Origin of the sequence: Streptomyces flavidovirens DSM 40150, from assembly GCF_000429085.1 — a bacterium.
Classification (GTDB): Bacteria; Actinomycetota; Actinomycetes; order Streptomycetales; family Streptomycetaceae; genus Streptomyces; species Streptomyces flavidovirens.
Genome location: NZ_AUBE01000024.1, coordinates 32,447 through 46,908 on the forward strand (window position 1 = coordinate 32,447; position 14,462 = coordinate 46,908).

General features: G+C 72.0%; 13 protein-coding genes. 5 read left to right on the forward strand and 8 right to left on the reverse strand.

All coding sequences use genetic code 11. From position 1 onward, the window contains the following. The first annotated feature begins 15 nt into the window (after nt 1-15). The 3 genes from G412_RS0125360 (at nt 16) to G412_RS0125370 (ending at nt 3,336) form a co-directional block, all read left to right on the forward strand. Nucleotides 16-753 (forward strand): ABC transporter ATP-binding protein, encoded by a 738-nt coding sequence (locus G412_RS0125360; RefSeq protein WP_028814534.1) that lies wholly within the window; start codon nt 16-18, stop codon nt 751-753. Then, nucleotides 735-1,901: a hypothetical protein gene (locus G412_RS0125365; protein ID WP_028814535.1), complete on the forward strand. Its 1,167-nt coding sequence runs from the start codon at nt 735-737 to the stop codon at nt 1,899-1,901. The genes G412_RS0125360 and G412_RS0125365 overlap by 19 nt, the downstream gene beginning before the upstream one ends. Before the next feature lie 307 nt (nt 1,902-2,208). Further along, the gene (locus G412_RS0125370) at nt 2,209-3,336 is read left to right on the forward strand and encodes an LOG family protein (protein ID WP_028814536.1); all 1,128 of its coding nucleotides are present in this window, start codon (nt 2,209-2,211) and stop codon (nt 3,334-3,336) included. On the opposite strand, the gene G412_RS0125375 is transcribed toward G412_RS0125370, so the two are convergent. Then, the gene (locus tag G412_RS0125375) at nt 3,322-4,446 is read right to left on the reverse strand and encodes a glycosyltransferase family 4 protein (protein ID WP_028814537.1); all 1,125 of its coding nucleotides are present in this window, start codon (nt 4,444-4,446) and stop codon (nt 3,322-3,324) included. The genes G412_RS0125370 and G412_RS0125375 overlap by 15 nt on opposite strands. Beyond that, complete coding sequence (locus G412_RS35940; RefSeq protein ID WP_106964164.1) at nt 4,443-5,558, reverse strand: glycosyltransferase 87 family protein; 1,116 nt, start codon at nt 5,556-5,558, stop codon at nt 4,443-4,445. The genes G412_RS0125375 and G412_RS35940 overlap by 4 nt, the downstream gene beginning before the upstream one ends. Nucleotides 5,559-5,699: 141 nt before the next feature. Here G412_RS35940 and G412_RS0125385 point away from each other — a divergent pair, with 141 nt between their 5' ends. Together G412_RS0125385 and G412_RS0125390 are read left to right on the forward strand one after the other, a co-directional pair. Next, on the forward strand, nt 5,700-6,884 hold the full coding sequence (locus G412_RS0125385; RefSeq protein WP_028814538.1) for a sensor histidine kinase: 1,185 nt from the start codon (nt 5,700-5,702) through the stop codon (nt 6,882-6,884). Continuing rightward, nucleotides 6,878-7,543, forward strand: a complete 666-nt coding sequence (locus tag G412_RS0125390; RefSeq protein WP_028814539.1) for a response regulator — start codon at nt 6,878-6,880, stop codon at nt 7,541-7,543. Before G412_RS0125385 ends, G412_RS0125390 begins: the two co-directional genes overlap by 7 nt. 124 nt (nt 7,544-7,667) lie before the next feature. On the opposite strand, the gene G412_RS0125395 is transcribed toward G412_RS0125390, so the two are convergent. From G412_RS0125395 to frr, 6 genes are all read right to left on the reverse strand, one after another. Further along, nucleotides 7,668-8,693: an ABC transporter ATP-binding protein gene (locus G412_RS0125395; protein ID WP_037649869.1), complete on the reverse strand. Its 1,026-nt coding sequence runs from the start codon at nt 8,691-8,693 to the stop codon at nt 7,668-7,670. After that, complete coding sequence (locus G412_RS0125400) at nt 8,693-10,318, reverse strand: ABC transporter permease (RefSeq protein WP_037649882.1); 1,626 nt, start codon at nt 10,316-10,318, stop codon at nt 8,693-8,695. The genes G412_RS0125395 and G412_RS0125400 overlap by 1 nt, the downstream gene beginning before the upstream one ends. Nucleotides 10,319-10,356: 38 nt before the next feature. Then, nucleotides 10,357-11,478: a thiamine ABC transporter substrate-binding protein gene (locus G412_RS0125405; protein WP_037649870.1), complete on the reverse strand. Its 1,122-nt coding sequence runs from the start codon at nt 11,476-11,478 to the stop codon at nt 10,357-10,359. 221 nt (nt 11,479-11,699) lie between these two features. After that, complete coding sequence (gene rlmN, locus G412_RS0125410) at nt 11,700-12,806, reverse strand: dual-specificity RNA methyltransferase RlmN (RefSeq protein ID WP_028814543.1); 1,107 nt, start codon at nt 12,804-12,806, stop codon at nt 11,700-11,702. Between the two features lie 87 nt (nt 12,807-12,893). Continuing rightward, a complete protein-coding gene (locus G412_RS0125415) occupies nt 12,894-13,892 on the reverse strand; it encodes a phosphatidate cytidylyltransferase (protein WP_028814544.1) in 999 nt (332 codons plus the stop codon). Continuing rightward, the gene (gene frr, locus G412_RS0125420) at nt 13,892-14,449 is read right to left on the reverse strand and encodes a ribosome recycling factor (RefSeq protein ID WP_028814545.1); all 558 of its coding nucleotides are present in this window, start codon (nt 14,447-14,449) and stop codon (nt 13,892-13,894) included. The genes G412_RS0125415 and frr overlap by 1 nt, the downstream gene beginning before the upstream one ends. Nucleotides 14,450-14,462: the final 13 nt, after the last annotated feature.

Below are 14,462 nucleotides of genomic sequence, written 5' to 3' on the forward strand. Positions count from 1 at the left end.
CGCGAGGTGTACGCCATGGTGGCCCCACCCGACAACGATGTGCTGTGGGCGCGCTCCCTGCACTGCTCCCACAGCGGTTCCCCCGCCCTCACCGGCGTCTCGCTGGGTGTGCGCGAGGGCGAGATCCTGGCCGTCAGCGGTCCGCGCGGCAGCGGTAAGACAACTCTCCTGCGGTGCCTCTCCGGCCGGCTCGTCCCCCAGCAGGGCGAGGTCTGGTTCAACAGCGTGCCCGTGCACACCATGAGCGCCCCGCTGCGCGAGCGGCTGCGGCGCGACCGGTTCGGCTGGATCGACCCCGAGCCGGGGCTCGTACCGGAACTCAAAGCCTGGGAGAACGCCGCCCTGCCCCTTCTCCTGCGCGGCACCTCGCACCGTGCCGCGAAGAAGGCCGCCATGGAGTGGCTGGAGCGGCTCGACATCGGCATGATCGCCCGCAAGCGGCCGGCCGCGCTCCTGCAGTCCCAGCGCCAGCGGGTCGCCGTCGCCCGCGCCCTGGTCACCACGCCCGCGGTGCTCTTCGCGGACGAGCCGACGGCGCCGCTGCACCGCACGGACCGGGCCCACGTCCTGCGTACGCTCACCACCGCGGCCCGCTCGCACCAGATCACCGTCCTCCTCGCGACGCACGACGCGGAGGTGGCGACGGTCGCGGACCGTACGGTGTCACTGCTCGACGGGCGCCGCGTCAACTCCGTACAGCCGGACGGCGGGGACGCTCCGGAAGGCCGGGCCGCGTGCTCGCTCTCCGTCTAGCCCGCGGCACCCACCCGTTGGTCCTGCTGCGCCGTCTGCTGGTCGCGGCGGCGTCGGGCGGCGTAGGTTTCCTGCTCCTGTGCACGCTGGGGTACGCGCTGGGCCACCCCGAGCAGTCCTCGGACTCCGTGCGACGCCTGCTCTGGTGCCTGCCCCCGCTGGCGGCCACGGTCTACTTCGCGGTGGCGGTGGCCCGTACCGACCCGGGTACGAACGCGCCGCGCGCCGGGCTTTCCTCGGTGGGCGTCGGCCCGGTGCGCCTGGCGGCACTCGCCGCGGTCTCCACGGCGCTCTCGTGCACCCTCGGCAGCGCGCTCGCCCTCCTCCTCTTCCTGCACCTGCGCGGCGACCTCTCCGGCCTGCCGTTCGACGGCGCCGGGGCGGAGCTGCTGGCCGCCGGCCGGCCGCTGCCGCCGGCCGGCGTGCTCACCCTGCTGTGCGTGGTGCCGGTCGTCGCGGCGACCGCGACCGCCCTGGCACTGCGCCCGCGCACCCCGAAGCACGCAGACGACGAGCCCTCGGGCCCCGTCGCCCCCACCGGCCTGCCGTGGGGAGTGGCCCTGGTCGCGGCGGGCCTCGCGGTCGAGACGTACGCGAGCCGCGGCACGCCCGGCGCGCGGCTGACGCTGCCGGGCCGGCTGGACGTCGTGCCGGCCGGTGTCCTGGCCGGCTGGGCCCTCACCGCCCTCGGTCTCGCGGTGGCGGGCCCGGGCCTGACGTACCTCGCGGGCCGCCTTCTGCAGTCCGTACGCCCCGGCGCGGTCCGGCTCCTCGCGGGCCGCGTCCTGATGGACGAAGCCGGCCGCATCGGCCGCCCGCTGGGCGTGGTCTGCGCGGTGGCGTCGGCGGGGATCGCGGGGGCAACCCTCTACAACGCCGGCTCCTCCCCCGCCCCCTTCGCCACCTTCGGCCCACTGACCGCCCTGGGCAGCGCGCTGGTGGTGGCCTGCACCGTAGCCACGCTGCTGACCGCCGCCCTGGAAACGAAACGCTCCCGCGCCGCGACCACGGAAACCCTGGCAGGCCTGGGCGCCCCACGCCAGACCCTGCGCACGGCGGCGGCCCTGCGAGCAACAGCCCTCCTCACGGTCTTCACCCCGGTGACCATCGCCCTGTCCACCTTGGCAGCCTTCCCCTTGACTCCCTGACCCCCAAAACCCGCGTACCGCGCAGCGGGCCCGGTGGGCCGGCACGGTTCCTGCCCCGGCGCCGGGGCCGCAACGGCGCGGCGCAGCTCGCGCGGCCGTCGCGCGTGTCGAGAGGGGGGCCGGGGGCCTGCCCCCGGTTTCGGGAACGGGCGGGTAGGGGAAATCCAGCGCCCGAACCCCCGACCCCGGCCACCACCCCGCACCCGCACTCGCACTCGCACCGCAGAACGGGGACGGTTCGGCGACCTCACCTTCGCCCGGTCCCCCAGCCCACCACCCCACGCCGCGCACCCCCTAGCATCTTCGCGTGCCTCAACTCACGGACCGCGCCCACGACCCCGCCCACGACCGCGAGATCGAAACCCTCGCCGAGTTCGACGAAGCCGTCGCGCGCGGCTCGCTCGACGGTTGCCGCGTACAGGCCGTCGACCTGACGGCCCGTACCCCCGACCTCCTCACCGTCGCCACATCCGGTGCCGTGTTCCTCGGCTGCCCCATGCAACCCGACGGCCTCGCCAAGGTCCGCGCGGACGGAGCGCTCGTCTTCCCGCCCGTCCCCGACCTGCCGTTCGATCCGTACCGCGGGCTCCTCTACACACCCGAAGCGCTCTTCGAGCACCTTGATGCCGGGTACGACGCCACTCCCGACGCCCTCGCCTACGCCTGGTTCCAGCGCACCAAGGCCGACGGCGACATATTCGCCTCGATGCTCCGCTCCATCCACGACGACGCCGTCTCCGACGCCCTCGACGAGCAGCTCGCCGGCGCCCGCGTCGTCGGCGTCATGGGCGGCCACGCCATGGCCCGCGGCACCAGCGCCTACGCCGGCGCCGCCCGCCTCGGCCGTACCCTCGCCCGCAGCGGCCTGACCGTCGCCACCGGCGGCGGCCCCGGCGCGATGGAGGCCGCGAACCTCGGCGCGTACCTCGCCCCGTTCCAGGACGACGCCGTACTCGACGACGCGCTCGAACTCCTCGCGAAGACCCCGTCGTTCACCCCCTCCATCACCGACTGGGCCCGCGCCGCCTTCGACGTCCGCGACCGCTGGCAGTCCGGCGGCGACTCCATCGGCATCCCCACCTGGTTCTACGGTCACGAGCCCCCGAACGCCTTCGCCGGCCACATCGCGAAGTACTTCGCCAACGCCACCCGCGAGGACGGCCTCCTCGCGCGCTGCAACGGCGGCGTCGTCTTCCTGCCCGGCGCGGCCGGCACGGTCCAGGAGATCTTCGACAACGCGACCCCCAACTACTACGAATCGCACGGCGAACCGACCCCCATGGTCCTCGTCAACCGCGCCCACTGGACCGAGAAGCTCCCCACCTGGTCTCTTCTCCAGTCCCTGGCCAAGGGCCGCCCGATGGAGTCCCGCATCGCCCTGGTGGACACCGTCGAAGAGGCCCCGGCGGCCCTGGCCCGCCTATCGGCCAAGTAACTCCGCCAGCCGCTCGTACGACCGTTCCCAGCTCCACTCCGTACGCACCCAGTGCCGCCCCTTCTCACCCATCGCCCGGGCGAGAAGGGGGTCACGGAGCATCCCCACCAGCCGCTCGGCGACCGCCGCGTCCGACCGCCCGTCGACGACATGACCGCTCTCCCCGTCCAATACGGCGTCCGGCGCCCCGCCCGAGTCGCCCGCCAAGACCGGCAGTCCGCAGGCGGCGGCCTCCAGGAAGACGATCCCGAGCCCCTCCACCTCCAGCCCGCGCTTTCGCGTACGGCACGGCATCGCGAAGACGTCGGCGGCGGCGTAGAAGGACGGCATGGCATGGTGCGGATGACCGCCCGCGAAGACGACGGATTCCGTGACCCCGTACTCGGCGGCGATCCGCCGCAGCCGCCGTTCGTACAAACCGCCTCCTACGAGCAGCAGCACGGCACCCGGCACCTCGCGTCTCACCCTCCTCAGCGCCCTGATCAGGGTGTCCTGCCCCTTGCGCGCGACGAGCCTCGCGGCGCAGAGAATCACCGGCCGGTCCCCGAGCCCGTACCGCTCCCGTACCGGCGCCGCGTCGAGACCGGGTCGGAAGACGGTGGTGTCGACGCCCGGAACGAGCCGCTCCAGCGCCGCGCCCGGCCCGAGCACCGCCGCGATGGGGGCACGGGTGCTCGCCCCGAGGTACGTCACCGTGTCGGCCCGCGCCCCGATCCGCCGCAGCAGCACCCGCGCGCCCGGCGTGCGTGCCCACCACACCTCGTGGCCGTGCGTCGTCGCGACGGCGGTCCGTATACCGGCCTCGCGCCGCAGCCGCTCCGCCATGAGCCCCAGCGGCGCGGCGGCCCCGAACCACACCCGGTCGCAGCCGTACCGGCGGGCGATCGCGGCCGACCGGGCCGAGGTCCGCCGGGTGGGCAGCAGCGTCCGCACGGGTTCGCGGACGACGGGGTACGGGAGAGTCGCGTCGTACGCCGCCGAGCCCGGCTCGTACGAGGTGTGGACGACGACTTCGCCGACGGGAAACCGGCTCGTCATGGCGTGTACGAACGTCTCGATGCCGCCCTGCCTGGGCGGGAAGTCGTTGGTGACGACGAGTGTGCGCGTCATGCCGGGACCTTTCGTGAGGCGGGTACGGACCGCGCGCACCGGGGCAGCGCCCAGAGCACCAGCGGGTAGACGAGGTAGCCGAAGCGGGTGGCCGGCATCAGGGACGTGGCGAGCCCGAGGCCGAGCGCGAGGCGGTCCGCTGCGGCGAGGACGGTGAGGGGTGGCCGTACGAACAGGGAGGCCGCCAGCAGCAGGGCGCTGACCGCGAGCAGCGACAGGGCGATCACCGTGCCGCCGGGCACATACGCGGCGAGGAGGTGGCCCGGCAACGGGCTGGTGGCAGGCGAGGCGGCCGTACCGAGGCCCAGCGGGAAGGCGACGACGTTCGCGTAGAAACCACCGGGGTCCGCGAAGGCGAACGGCGCGACGGCCACCGCGGCGGTCCCCAGCGCCACGGCGGCGAAACGCGCCGCCGGCCGTCCGCCGTTCCGTACGGCGAGAAGCGCGAAGGCGACCGGAAGCGCGGGCCAGGCCGTCCACTTGAGAGCGGCGGCCGCGCCGAGCACCAGCCCTGACTGCCAGGACCGGCCCTGCCCCGCCAGCGCGATCCCGAGGCACATCAGCCCCACGACGGGCAGGTCCGTGCCGCCCACGCACAGGGGCAGGGCGACGACCGGGCAAGCCATCAGCCATGCCGTCCTGTCGCGCCGGCCCCCGCCTCCGGCGGCGGCCAGTGCCGCACCGGCGAACACCGCGCCCGTCCACCAGCGGCCGTCACCGGGCAGCAGGCCGAAGGCCGCCATGCCCGGCAGGTACGGGTTGAAGTCGGCGACGGCGGAGGGGGCGGGGAGGTACGGGCTGCCGGTCGCCCACAGCAGCTGCCCCGAACGCTCCACGACGACCACCTCGAGCTGCGCGAGCCCGGTGGCGACAAGGACGCCCAGCGGCAGTACGACCGCGCCGGCCACGGCGACCGCACGGGAAGCGGCGACCGCCCGCCGGGCGGTGAGCGCGGCGGCCCCGTAGCCGAGGGCCGCGGTCACGCCCCACACCCGGTGGGGCGTGAGGTCCGACAGCGCGGCGAGCGCGAGCGCGACGGCCGCACAGGCGGCCCACCCGTACCGCGAAAGCCGGACAGACGGTGTGGACACCGGAACGCGGAGATCACTCATGCGTGCCACGCTAGGAATCGCTTGCCCTCACGGCGTCAAACGAGAATCCGATCCCCGCCGTCAACCCGTGGCATGACATCCGCCGGCCGGCTCAACCCGTGCGGTGACGCACACCGTCCGCCCAACCCGAAGAATGGGGGCATGAGTTCGTCCCCCCGCCGGCGCTTCCGCACCTGGACCGCCACCCCCGCCTACCCCTGGATCACCGGTGGCGCGCTGACGGCCTGCGCGGTCGCGGAACTGCTCGCCTACCCCGGCTCGGTGACCATCGCGACCGGCGTACTGCTCTCCGCCGCCTCGCTCATGTGGCGACGCTCGTGCCCGCCCGTCGCCGTGCTCACGGTCGCCACGGGGCTGGTCAGTTTCGCGGCAGGCAGCAGCCTCTACATCTGCACCATCGTCAGCGGGCTCGTCGGCTTCTATACGCTCGGCCGCCACCGCGTCCACCACCCGGCGATCCTGATCGCCGGCGGCACACTCGGCTCCCTCGCGGTGAATCTGGCGCACATCGCCGACTGGTCACGGCGGGACGGACTGCCGGTGCCCGCGCTCGGTGGTCCCGGCTCCCTGGGGCTCTTCGCCGAGGCGTTCGTGCTGTCAGTGGTGCTCCTGGGTGCCGTGTCGATGGGTGACGCCGTACGCGCCCGGGAGGAGACACGCAATGAACGCGCCCTGGCCCACGCCCAGTTGATCACGATGGAGCGGCAGCAGGCCGCCGAGGCGGAACGGGCTGCCATCGCCCGTGAGTTGCATGACATCGTCGCCCACTCCGTGTCGATGATCGCGGTGCAGGCGGAGAGCGCGACCTACACCTCCCCGGGCCTCACCGCCGAAGCCCGCGACGGCTTCCAGCAGATCGCGTCCACCGCCCGCTCCTCGATGGCTGAACTGCGCCGCCTCCTCGGCGTACTGCGCACCCCGCAGCAGACCGGCACGCCCCTCACCGCCCCGCAGCCGACGCTCGGCCACCTCGCGGAACTCCTCGACCAGCACCGGGCGGTGGGCGGCGAGGCGGAACTGAAGGTCACCGGCAAGCAGGTGCCACTGCCCGCCGCCTGGGAGCTGTCGGCGTACCGCATCGTGCAGGAGGCGCTGACCAACGCGCGCAAGCACGCGCCCGGCGCCCGTACGGTGGTGGAGATCGATTACGGCTCCGACCGGCTGGCGCTGCGCATAGGCGACGACGGACCGGGACTCACCGCACCGGGGACGACCGGCCACGGGCTGACCGGGATGCGTGAGCGGGCGGCGCTGGTCGGCGGCAGGCTGAGTGCGGGCCCGGGCCCGGACGGCGGTTTTCTGGTGGAGGGGGAGCTTCCTTGGTGATCAGGGCAATGGTGGCCGACGATCAGGCGGTCGTACGGACAGGCTTCGTGAGCCTGCTCGGTACCCAGGACGACATCGAGGTGGTGGGCGAGGCCGAGGACGGCGTGGAGGCGGTCCGTGTCGCCGCCGAGACGCGCCCCGACCTGGCCCTGCTCGACATCCGCATGCCGCACAAGAACGGCATCGAGGCCGCGCGCGAGATCCTCTCCGCTTCGAACGGTGCGACGAAGGTGCTGATGCTGACGACCTTCGGTCTGGACGAGTACGTGTACGAGGCGCTGGCGGCCGGCGCCGGAGGCTTCCTCCTCAAGGACGCGACGTTCCCCGAACTGCTGCACGCGGTTCGGGTGGTGGCGGCCGGCAACGCGCTGCTCTCCCCCGAAATCACGAAACGGCTGATCGGGCAGTTCATCAGCGGACGGGCCGCCGCACGACCGGTGCGCACGGTCGCGGGCCTGACCGCACGCGAGGTCGAGGTGCTGGTCCTGATCGCGCAGGGCCTTTCGAACGCCGACATCGCTCACCGCCTGACCATCACCGACCACACCGTGAAGACCCACATCAACCGTCTCTTCACCAAGATGGGCCTCAGGGACAGGGCGCAGGCGGTGATCCTGGCGTACGAACTGGGCCTGGTCCGCGCGGGGGCCGCGCCCTGACCTGAACCGGAACGGCCCCTGCGTCCTTCGGGCATGCCGAGGAGCGGGCTCCGGAGGCCGAATCCGGTTAGGGAAGGGGCGGGTAGGGGAGCCGGCGCGCCGCAGGCGGCGGCCGCCCCCGGCGTCAGTCCGCCGCCCCGAGCACCACGACCTCCTCCGCCGCGAAGGCGGCCCCCACCTCCGCCCCCACCTCCGGCGCGTCCCGCAGCGCGCACTCCGCCTCCAGCAGCGGCGCTCCCGCCGGCCGCAGAAGCAGGGCGACGTGGTGGCCCCGGAAGGTCCGCCCCGTAACGACGCACGGAAGCCCGTCCTCCGACGGCACCAGCCGGACGCCCGCCGGCCGGACCAGGAGCCGGGCCTCACCCTGCGCCGTCCCCGCCGGGACAGGGACCTTGCCCCACACCGTGTCCGCCGCCTCGCCACTCACCGTCGCCGCCACGACATTGTCGAAGCCCAGAAAGCGCGCGACGAACTCGGACGCCGGCCGCTGCCAGACCTCCAGCGGCGTGCCGGTCTGCGCGATCCGCCCCTCCCGCATGACCACCACCCGGTCGGCGAGCGCGAAGGCCTCGCCCTGGTCGTGCGTGACGGCCAGCACGGTCGTACCCAGCCGCCCGAAAAGCTGGCGCAGCTCGACGACGAGCCGCTCACGCAGGCCACGGTCCAGCTGGCCCAGCGGCTCGTCGAGCATCAGCAGCTTCGGCTCCGGAGCGAGCGCCCGCGCCAGCGCGACCCGCTGCTGCTCACCGCCCGACAGCGTGCTGATCGCGCGCCGCCCGGCGCCCGGCAGGCCGACCATGTCCAGCAGTTCCCCCACCCGGCGGACCTGTTCGGCCTTCGCCGCGCCCCTCATCCGCAGCCCGAAGGCGACGTTCCCCCCGACATCCCGCTGCGGGAAGAGCTGATGGTCCTGGAACATCAGCCCGACCCCCCGCCGGTGCACCGGCACCCCGCGCTGGTCGCGCCCGTCGAGCAGCACCCGGCCGGCATCCGCCGCCTGGAGCCCGGCTACGACCCGCAGCAGCGTCGACTTCCCGCTGCCGCTCGGACCGAGCACGCACACGATCTCGTGGTCGGCGACCTCCAGGTCCACGGAGTCGAGCACCGCCCGCTTCCCGAACCGCACGGTCGCCCCGTCCAGCCGCAACATCAGAACTCCCCGGATCCGGTTCGGTCGGGCCGCATGCGCTCAAGAACCAGCAACGCCACCGCGCACACCACCATCAAAATCGTGCTGAGGGCCATCGCCTGCCCGTAGTTGAGGTCCCCCGCCCGCCCCAGCAGCCGCGCCACGGCCACCGGCAGCGTCGGATTGTCGGGCCGCGCGATGAACACGGTCGCCCCGAACTCGCCCAGCGATACGGCGAAGGCGAACCCGGCGGCGACGAGCAGTGCCCGCCGCACCATCGGCAGGTCGACCTCCCGCCACGCCCGCAGCGGCGAGGCCCCGAGCACCGCCGCCGCCTCGCGCAGTCGTGCGTCGACGGCCCGGAGTACGGGCAGCATGGTGCGTACGACGAACGGCACACCCACCAGCGCCTGGGCGAGCGGCACCAGAATCCACGACGTACGCAGATCCAGCGGCGGCCGGTCCAGCGTGATGAGGAAACCGAAGCCCACCGTCACCGCCGAAACGCCCAGCGGCAGCATCAGCAGCGCGTCGAAGCCGCGCACCAGCCGCCCCGCCCGCCGGGTGAGGGCCGCCGCCGCGAGCCCGCCGACCACCAGCGCGATGGCGGTCGCGGCCAGGGCGTACTCCAGCGAGTTCCACACGGCTTCCAGCGGCGGTACGAGGAAGGTGCCCCCACCCGCGCCCGCCGACTGAAGCGCCCGGTAGTACCCGAGACCGAACCCGGACCCGCCGGGCCCGCTCAGCGACCGCTCGACGAGCACCCCGAGCGGCACCAGAATCAGCAGCACCACCGTCGCCAGCACGCCGCCCAGCAGCGCCCACTGCCCCGCCCCGCGCGGCCGCCGCGCGGTCTGCGCCGCGTCGACCAGCTTCAGCGCGCTCTCCCTGCGCCGTACGGTCCACGCGTGTACGGCGAGGATCGCGCCCACCGCCACGAACTGCACCAGCGTCAGCACGGCCGCGGTCGGCAGGTCCAGGAACTGCGCGGTCTGCCGGTAGATCTCCACCTCCAGGGTGGAGTAGGCGGGCCCGCCGAGGATCTGCACGACACCGAAGGAGGTGAAGGTGAACAGGAAGACCATCAGCGCCGCGGCGGCGACGGCCGGCACGAGCGCGGGCAGCGTCACCCGCCGCCAGGCGGCGAACCGCCCGGCGCCGAGCACCCGAGCCGCTTCCTCCTGGCGCGGGTCGAGCTGCGACCACAGGCCGCCCACGGTCCGTACGACCACCGCGTAGTTGAAGAAGACGTGTGCCAGCAGGATCGCCCACACCGTGGTGTCGAGCCGTACGCCCCACAGCTCGTCCAGCAGCCCGCCCCGCCCGAGCAGCGCCAGGTACGCGGTCCCGACGACGACCGTAGGCAGCACGAAAGGCACGGTGATCACCGCGCGCAGCAGCTGCTTGCCGGGGAAGTCGAGCCGGGCGAAGACGTACGCCGCGGGAAGCGCGATCAGCAGCGTCAGCCCTGTCGATGCGAGAGCCTGCCAGGTGGTGAACCACAGAACGTCCCGGATGTCCGGATCGGCGAGCACCTCTCCGATCCGGCCGAACCGCCAGACGCCGTCCGCCTTGAGCCCGCGACCGACGATCGCGGCCACGGGGTAGGCGAAGAAAGCCGCGAAGAACGCGACGGGCACGGCCATGAGACCGAGCCGCACCGCGCTCCCGCGCACGGCCCTGCTTACTTCAGGACGAGCGAGGACCACGACTTGACCCACTGCTCGCGGTTTTCAGCGATCTTCTCCGGGGCCACGGTCTGCGGCTTGGCGACGACCACGCCGTGCCGCGTGAACAGCTCGGGCAGCTTCGCGTCCTTGACCACCGGGTTCACGAACATGTTCAGCGGCATGTCCTCCTGGAACTTCTTCCCGATGAGGAAGTCGATGAGCGCCTTGCCGCCCTCCTCGTTCTTCGCACCGGTCAGCAGCCCGGCGAACTCGGTCTGCCGGAAGCAGGTACCGGTCGCGACACCGGTCGGCGCCTCCTTGGGCTGCGGCTTCGCGTACAGCACCTCGACCGGCGGGCTGGAGGCGTACGAGACGACGAGCGGCCGGTCGGCCTTCGACGCCTTGCCGCCGGCGGAACCGGAGAACTCCTCGTTGTAGGCCTGCTCCCAGCCGTCGACGACCTTGACGCCGTTGGCCCTGAGCTTCTTCCAGTAACCCTGCCAGCCGTCGTCGCCGTACCGGCCGACCGTGCCGAGCAGGAAGCCGAGACCGGGCGAGGAGGTCCCGGCGTTCTCGGTGACGAGCAGGTTCTTGTACGCCGGCTTGATCAGGTCGTCGAAGGACTTCGGCGGCGCGAGCTTCTTGTCGGCGAAGTACTTCTTGTCGTAGTTGACGCAGATGTCGCCGGTGTCGACGGGCGTGACACGGTGCTTGCCGCGGTCCAACTGCACCTCGGCCGGGATCTCGCCGAGCCCCTTGGCCTCGTACGGCGTGAAGATGCCGTTGTCGAGCGCCCGCGAGAGGAGTGTGTTGTCGACGCCGAAGAAGACGTCGCCGCGCGGGGAGCCCTTGGTGAGGATCTCCTGGTTGAGGGCGGCGCCCGCGTCCCCGCTCTTGAGGACCTTGACCGTGTAGCCGGTCTCCTTGGTGAACGCCTTCAGTACGGCGTCGGAGGCGTTGAACGAGTCGTGGCTGACCAGGGTGACGGTCTTGGACTTCTTGCCGTCGCCGGAGCCGGAGTCGTCCTTGCCGCCCCCGCAGGCGGCGAGCGTGGAGACGCCGAGCGCCGCGGCCAGAGCCGTGACCGCGAGCCTCTTGGTGGTGGTGTGCACTGAATTCCTCCTGGGATGGGACATCCAGGAAGAGACGCGGCCCTGCCCGCGGAAAACGGGCAGGGCGCAACAGCTCGAGTAGTGACCGAACTTCCTACCCAGAAAACTGAGACATCCCTGGGGACAACCCAGGCCCCGTGGGCAAGGTTCAAAGGGTCTGCGGCGAGCCGCACTCTCAGCGCTGTGGCGCTCCCCTGTCGGAATATGTAAATGTGCGGCCCACGTTACACGGGCCCTCTCCCGGCCTATCGCTCGGTAGCCGCCAGCTGTCCGCACGCTCCGTCGATCTCCTGGCCACGGGTGTCCCGTACGGTCACGGGGACGCCATGGGCTGCGATCGCCTCGACGAACGCCTTCTCGTCCTCGGGACGGGAGGCGGTCCACTTCGAGCCCGGTGTCGGGTTCAGCGGGATGAGGTTGACATGCACCCGCTTGCCCTTGAGGAGGCGGCCGAGCAGGTCACCCCGCCACGCCTGGTCGTTGATGTCGCGGATCAGGGCGTACTCGATGGAGATCCGGCGGCCGGACTTCTCGGCGTACTCCCAGGCCGCGTCCAGGACCTCCCGCACCTTCCAGCGCGTGTTGACCGGCACGAGGGTGTCGCGCAGCTCGTCGTCGGGGGCGTGCAGCGAGACGGCGAGACGGCACTTGAAGCCCTCGTCGGCGAACCGCAGCATGGCCGGGACCAGACCGACCGTCGACACGGTGATGCCGCGCTGCGACAGCCCCAGCCCGTCCGGCTCCGGGTCGGTGAGCCGGCGGATGGCGCCGACGACGCGCTTGTAGTTGGCGAGCGGCTCGCCCATGCCCATGAAGACGATGTTGGACAGTCGCGCGGGGCCGCCGGGAACGTCGCCGTCGCGCAGCGCGCGCATGCCGTCCACGATCTGGTGCACGATCTCGGCGGTCGACAGGTTCCGGTCGAGACCGGCCTGCCCGGTCGCGCAGAACGGGCAGTTCATGCCGCACCCGGCCTGCGACGAGATGCACATGGTGACCCGGTCCGGGTAACGCATCAGGACGGACTCGACGAGCGTCCCGTCGTGCATCTTCCACAGCGTCTTGCGGGTGGTGTCGTCGTCGCAGCTGATGTGCCGCAGTACGGTCATCAGCTCCGGCAGCAGCTCCGCCTGGAGCTTGTCGCGCGAACCGGCGGGGATGTCGGTCCACTCCGCCGGGTCGTGCGCGTACCGCGCGAAGTAGTGCTGCGAAAGCTGCTTGGCGCGGAACGGCTTCTCACCGATCGCGGCCACTGCCTCGCGGCGCTCGGCGGGCGTGAGGTCGGCGAGGTGCCGCGGGGGCTTCTTGGCTCCGCGCGGCGCGACGAAAGTGAGTTCTCCAGGTACAGGCATGGTCATACCAGTGTCGCAGACATACGGAAGGGGCCCGCCGTCCTGTGGACAACAGGCCCCTCACCGGCAAAAGCGCAGCTCAGCCGGTCAGCCGGTTCCTACGAAGATGACCAGCAGCAGCCAGACCACCGGAGCCGTCGGCAGCAGCGAGTCGAGCCGGTCCATGATGCCGCCGTGTCCGGGAAGCAGCGTGCCCATGTCCTTGATCCCGAGATCCCGCTTGATCATGGACTCGCCGAGGTCACCGAGCGTCGCGCTCGCGGCCACCACGAAACCGATCAGCAGACCCTGCCACCACGTCCCGTCGTGCACCAGGAACTCCATGCACAGCGCGCCCGCCGCCATCGCGAAGGCGACGGCGCCGCCCAGCCCCTCGCGGGTCTTGCCGGGGCTGATGCGCGGTGCGAGCTTGTGCTTGCCGAAACGCCAGCCCACGGCGTACGCACCGGTGTCACTGACCACCGTGAGCAGCAGGAAGGTGAGTACCCGCTGGGCGCCGTCCTCGGCCGCCAGCATCATCGCGACGAACGTTGCCAGGAACGGCACGTAGAACGCCGCGAAGACGCCCGCGGTGACGTCCTTGAGGTAGCCCTCGGGCGACTCGGTCATCCGCCAGACGAGCACCGCGAGCGCGGTGAGCGCCATGGCGACCCACGCGCCCTCCGCGCCCCTGACGTACCCCGCCACGATCATCGCCGCGCCGCCGACCGCGAGCGGCACCAGCGGAGCCCTGATCCCCTTGCGCTCTTCCAGCCGCGAGGTCAGCTCCCACAGCCCGACCACGACGGCGACCGTTATCACGCCGAGGAAAGCGGCTTTCCAGATGAACAGCGACGCGATGATCACCGCGCCGAGTCCCACGCCCACCCCTATGGCAGCACGCAAATTACGCCCCGCACGCTTCTTCTGCGGGGGCGTCGGCGGGGTGGGCATGGGCTCCTCGGGAGGCACGATGGGCATGGGGCGAGTCTGCTCGGCCTGCTGCGCATCGTAGGCGGGACCCGCCGGGGCAGGCCCCTGGTCGGAGGGTCCCCACGCGGCGGCGTAGTCGCCCCGCGTCGGGGCCCCCCAGGAAGAGTCGTTCATCAGACCTCGAGCAACTCGGCTTCCTTGTGCTTCAGCAGCTCGTCCACCTGCGCGGCGTACTTCGCGGTGGTGTCGTCGAGCTCCTTCTCCGCACGGCGGACCTCGTCCTCGCCGGATTCCTTGTCCTTGACGAGCTTGTCGAGGGTCTCCTTGGCCTTGCGGCGGACCGCGCGGATCGAGATCTTGGAGTCCTCGGCCTTGGTCTTGGCGACCTTGATGTACTCCTTGCGGCGGTCCTGCGTCAGCTCGGGGAACGTCACCCGGATGATGTTGCCGTCGTTGCTGGGGTTGACGCCCAGGTCGGAGTCGCGGATCGCCTGCTCGATGTTGCGCAGCGCGCTCTTGTCGAACGGCGTCACGATGGCCATCCGCGCCTCGGGGACCGAGAAGGAGGCCAGCTGGTTGATCGGCGTCAGTGCGCCGTAGTAGTCAGCCACGATCTTGTTGAACATCGCCGGGTGCGCACGGCCGGTGCGGATCGCGGCGAAGTCCTCCTTGGCCACCACGACGGCCTTCTCCATTTTCTCCTCGGCCTCGAGGAGGATTTCTTCGATCACCACTTGCTCCTGC

What these genes read in the sequence shown, in the direction of transcription:
- G412_RS0125360 (WP_028814534.1), top strand. Translation starts at nt 16, where the DNA reads ATGGTGGCCCCACCCGACAACGATGTGCTGTGGGCGCGCTCCCTGCAC.
- G412_RS0125375 (WP_028814537.1), bottom strand. Translation starts at nt 4,446, where the DNA reads ATGACGCGCACACTCGTCGTCACCAACGACTTCCCGCCCAGGCAGGGC.
- G412_RS35940 (WP_106964164.1), bottom strand. Translation starts at nt 5,558, where the DNA reads ATGAGTGATCTCCGCGTTCCGGTGTCCACACCGTCTGTCCGGCTTTCG.
- G412_RS0125385 (WP_028814538.1), top strand. Translation starts at nt 5,700, where the DNA reads ATGAGTTCGTCCCCCCGCCGGCGCTTCCGCACCTGGACCGCCACCCCC.
- G412_RS0125395 (WP_037649869.1), bottom strand. Translation starts at nt 8,693, where the DNA reads ATGTTGCGGCTGGACGGGGCGACCGTGCGGTTCGGGAAGCGGGCGGTG.
- G412_RS0125400 (WP_037649882.1), bottom strand. Translation starts at nt 10,318, where the DNA reads ATGGCCGTGCCCGTCGCGTTCTTCGCGGCTTTCTTCGCCTACCCCGTG.
- G412_RS0125405 (WP_037649870.1), bottom strand. Translation starts at nt 11,478, where the DNA reads ATGTCCCATCCCAGGAGGAATTCAGTGCACACCACCACCAAGAGGCTC.
- rlmN (WP_028814543.1), bottom strand. Translation starts at nt 12,806, where the DNA reads ATGCCTGTACCTGGAGAACTCACTTTCGTCGCGCCGCGCGGAGCCAAG.
- G412_RS0125415 (WP_028814544.1), bottom strand. Translation starts at nt 13,892, where the DNA reads ATGAACGACTCTTCCTGGGGGGCCCCGACGCGGGGCGACTACGCCGCC.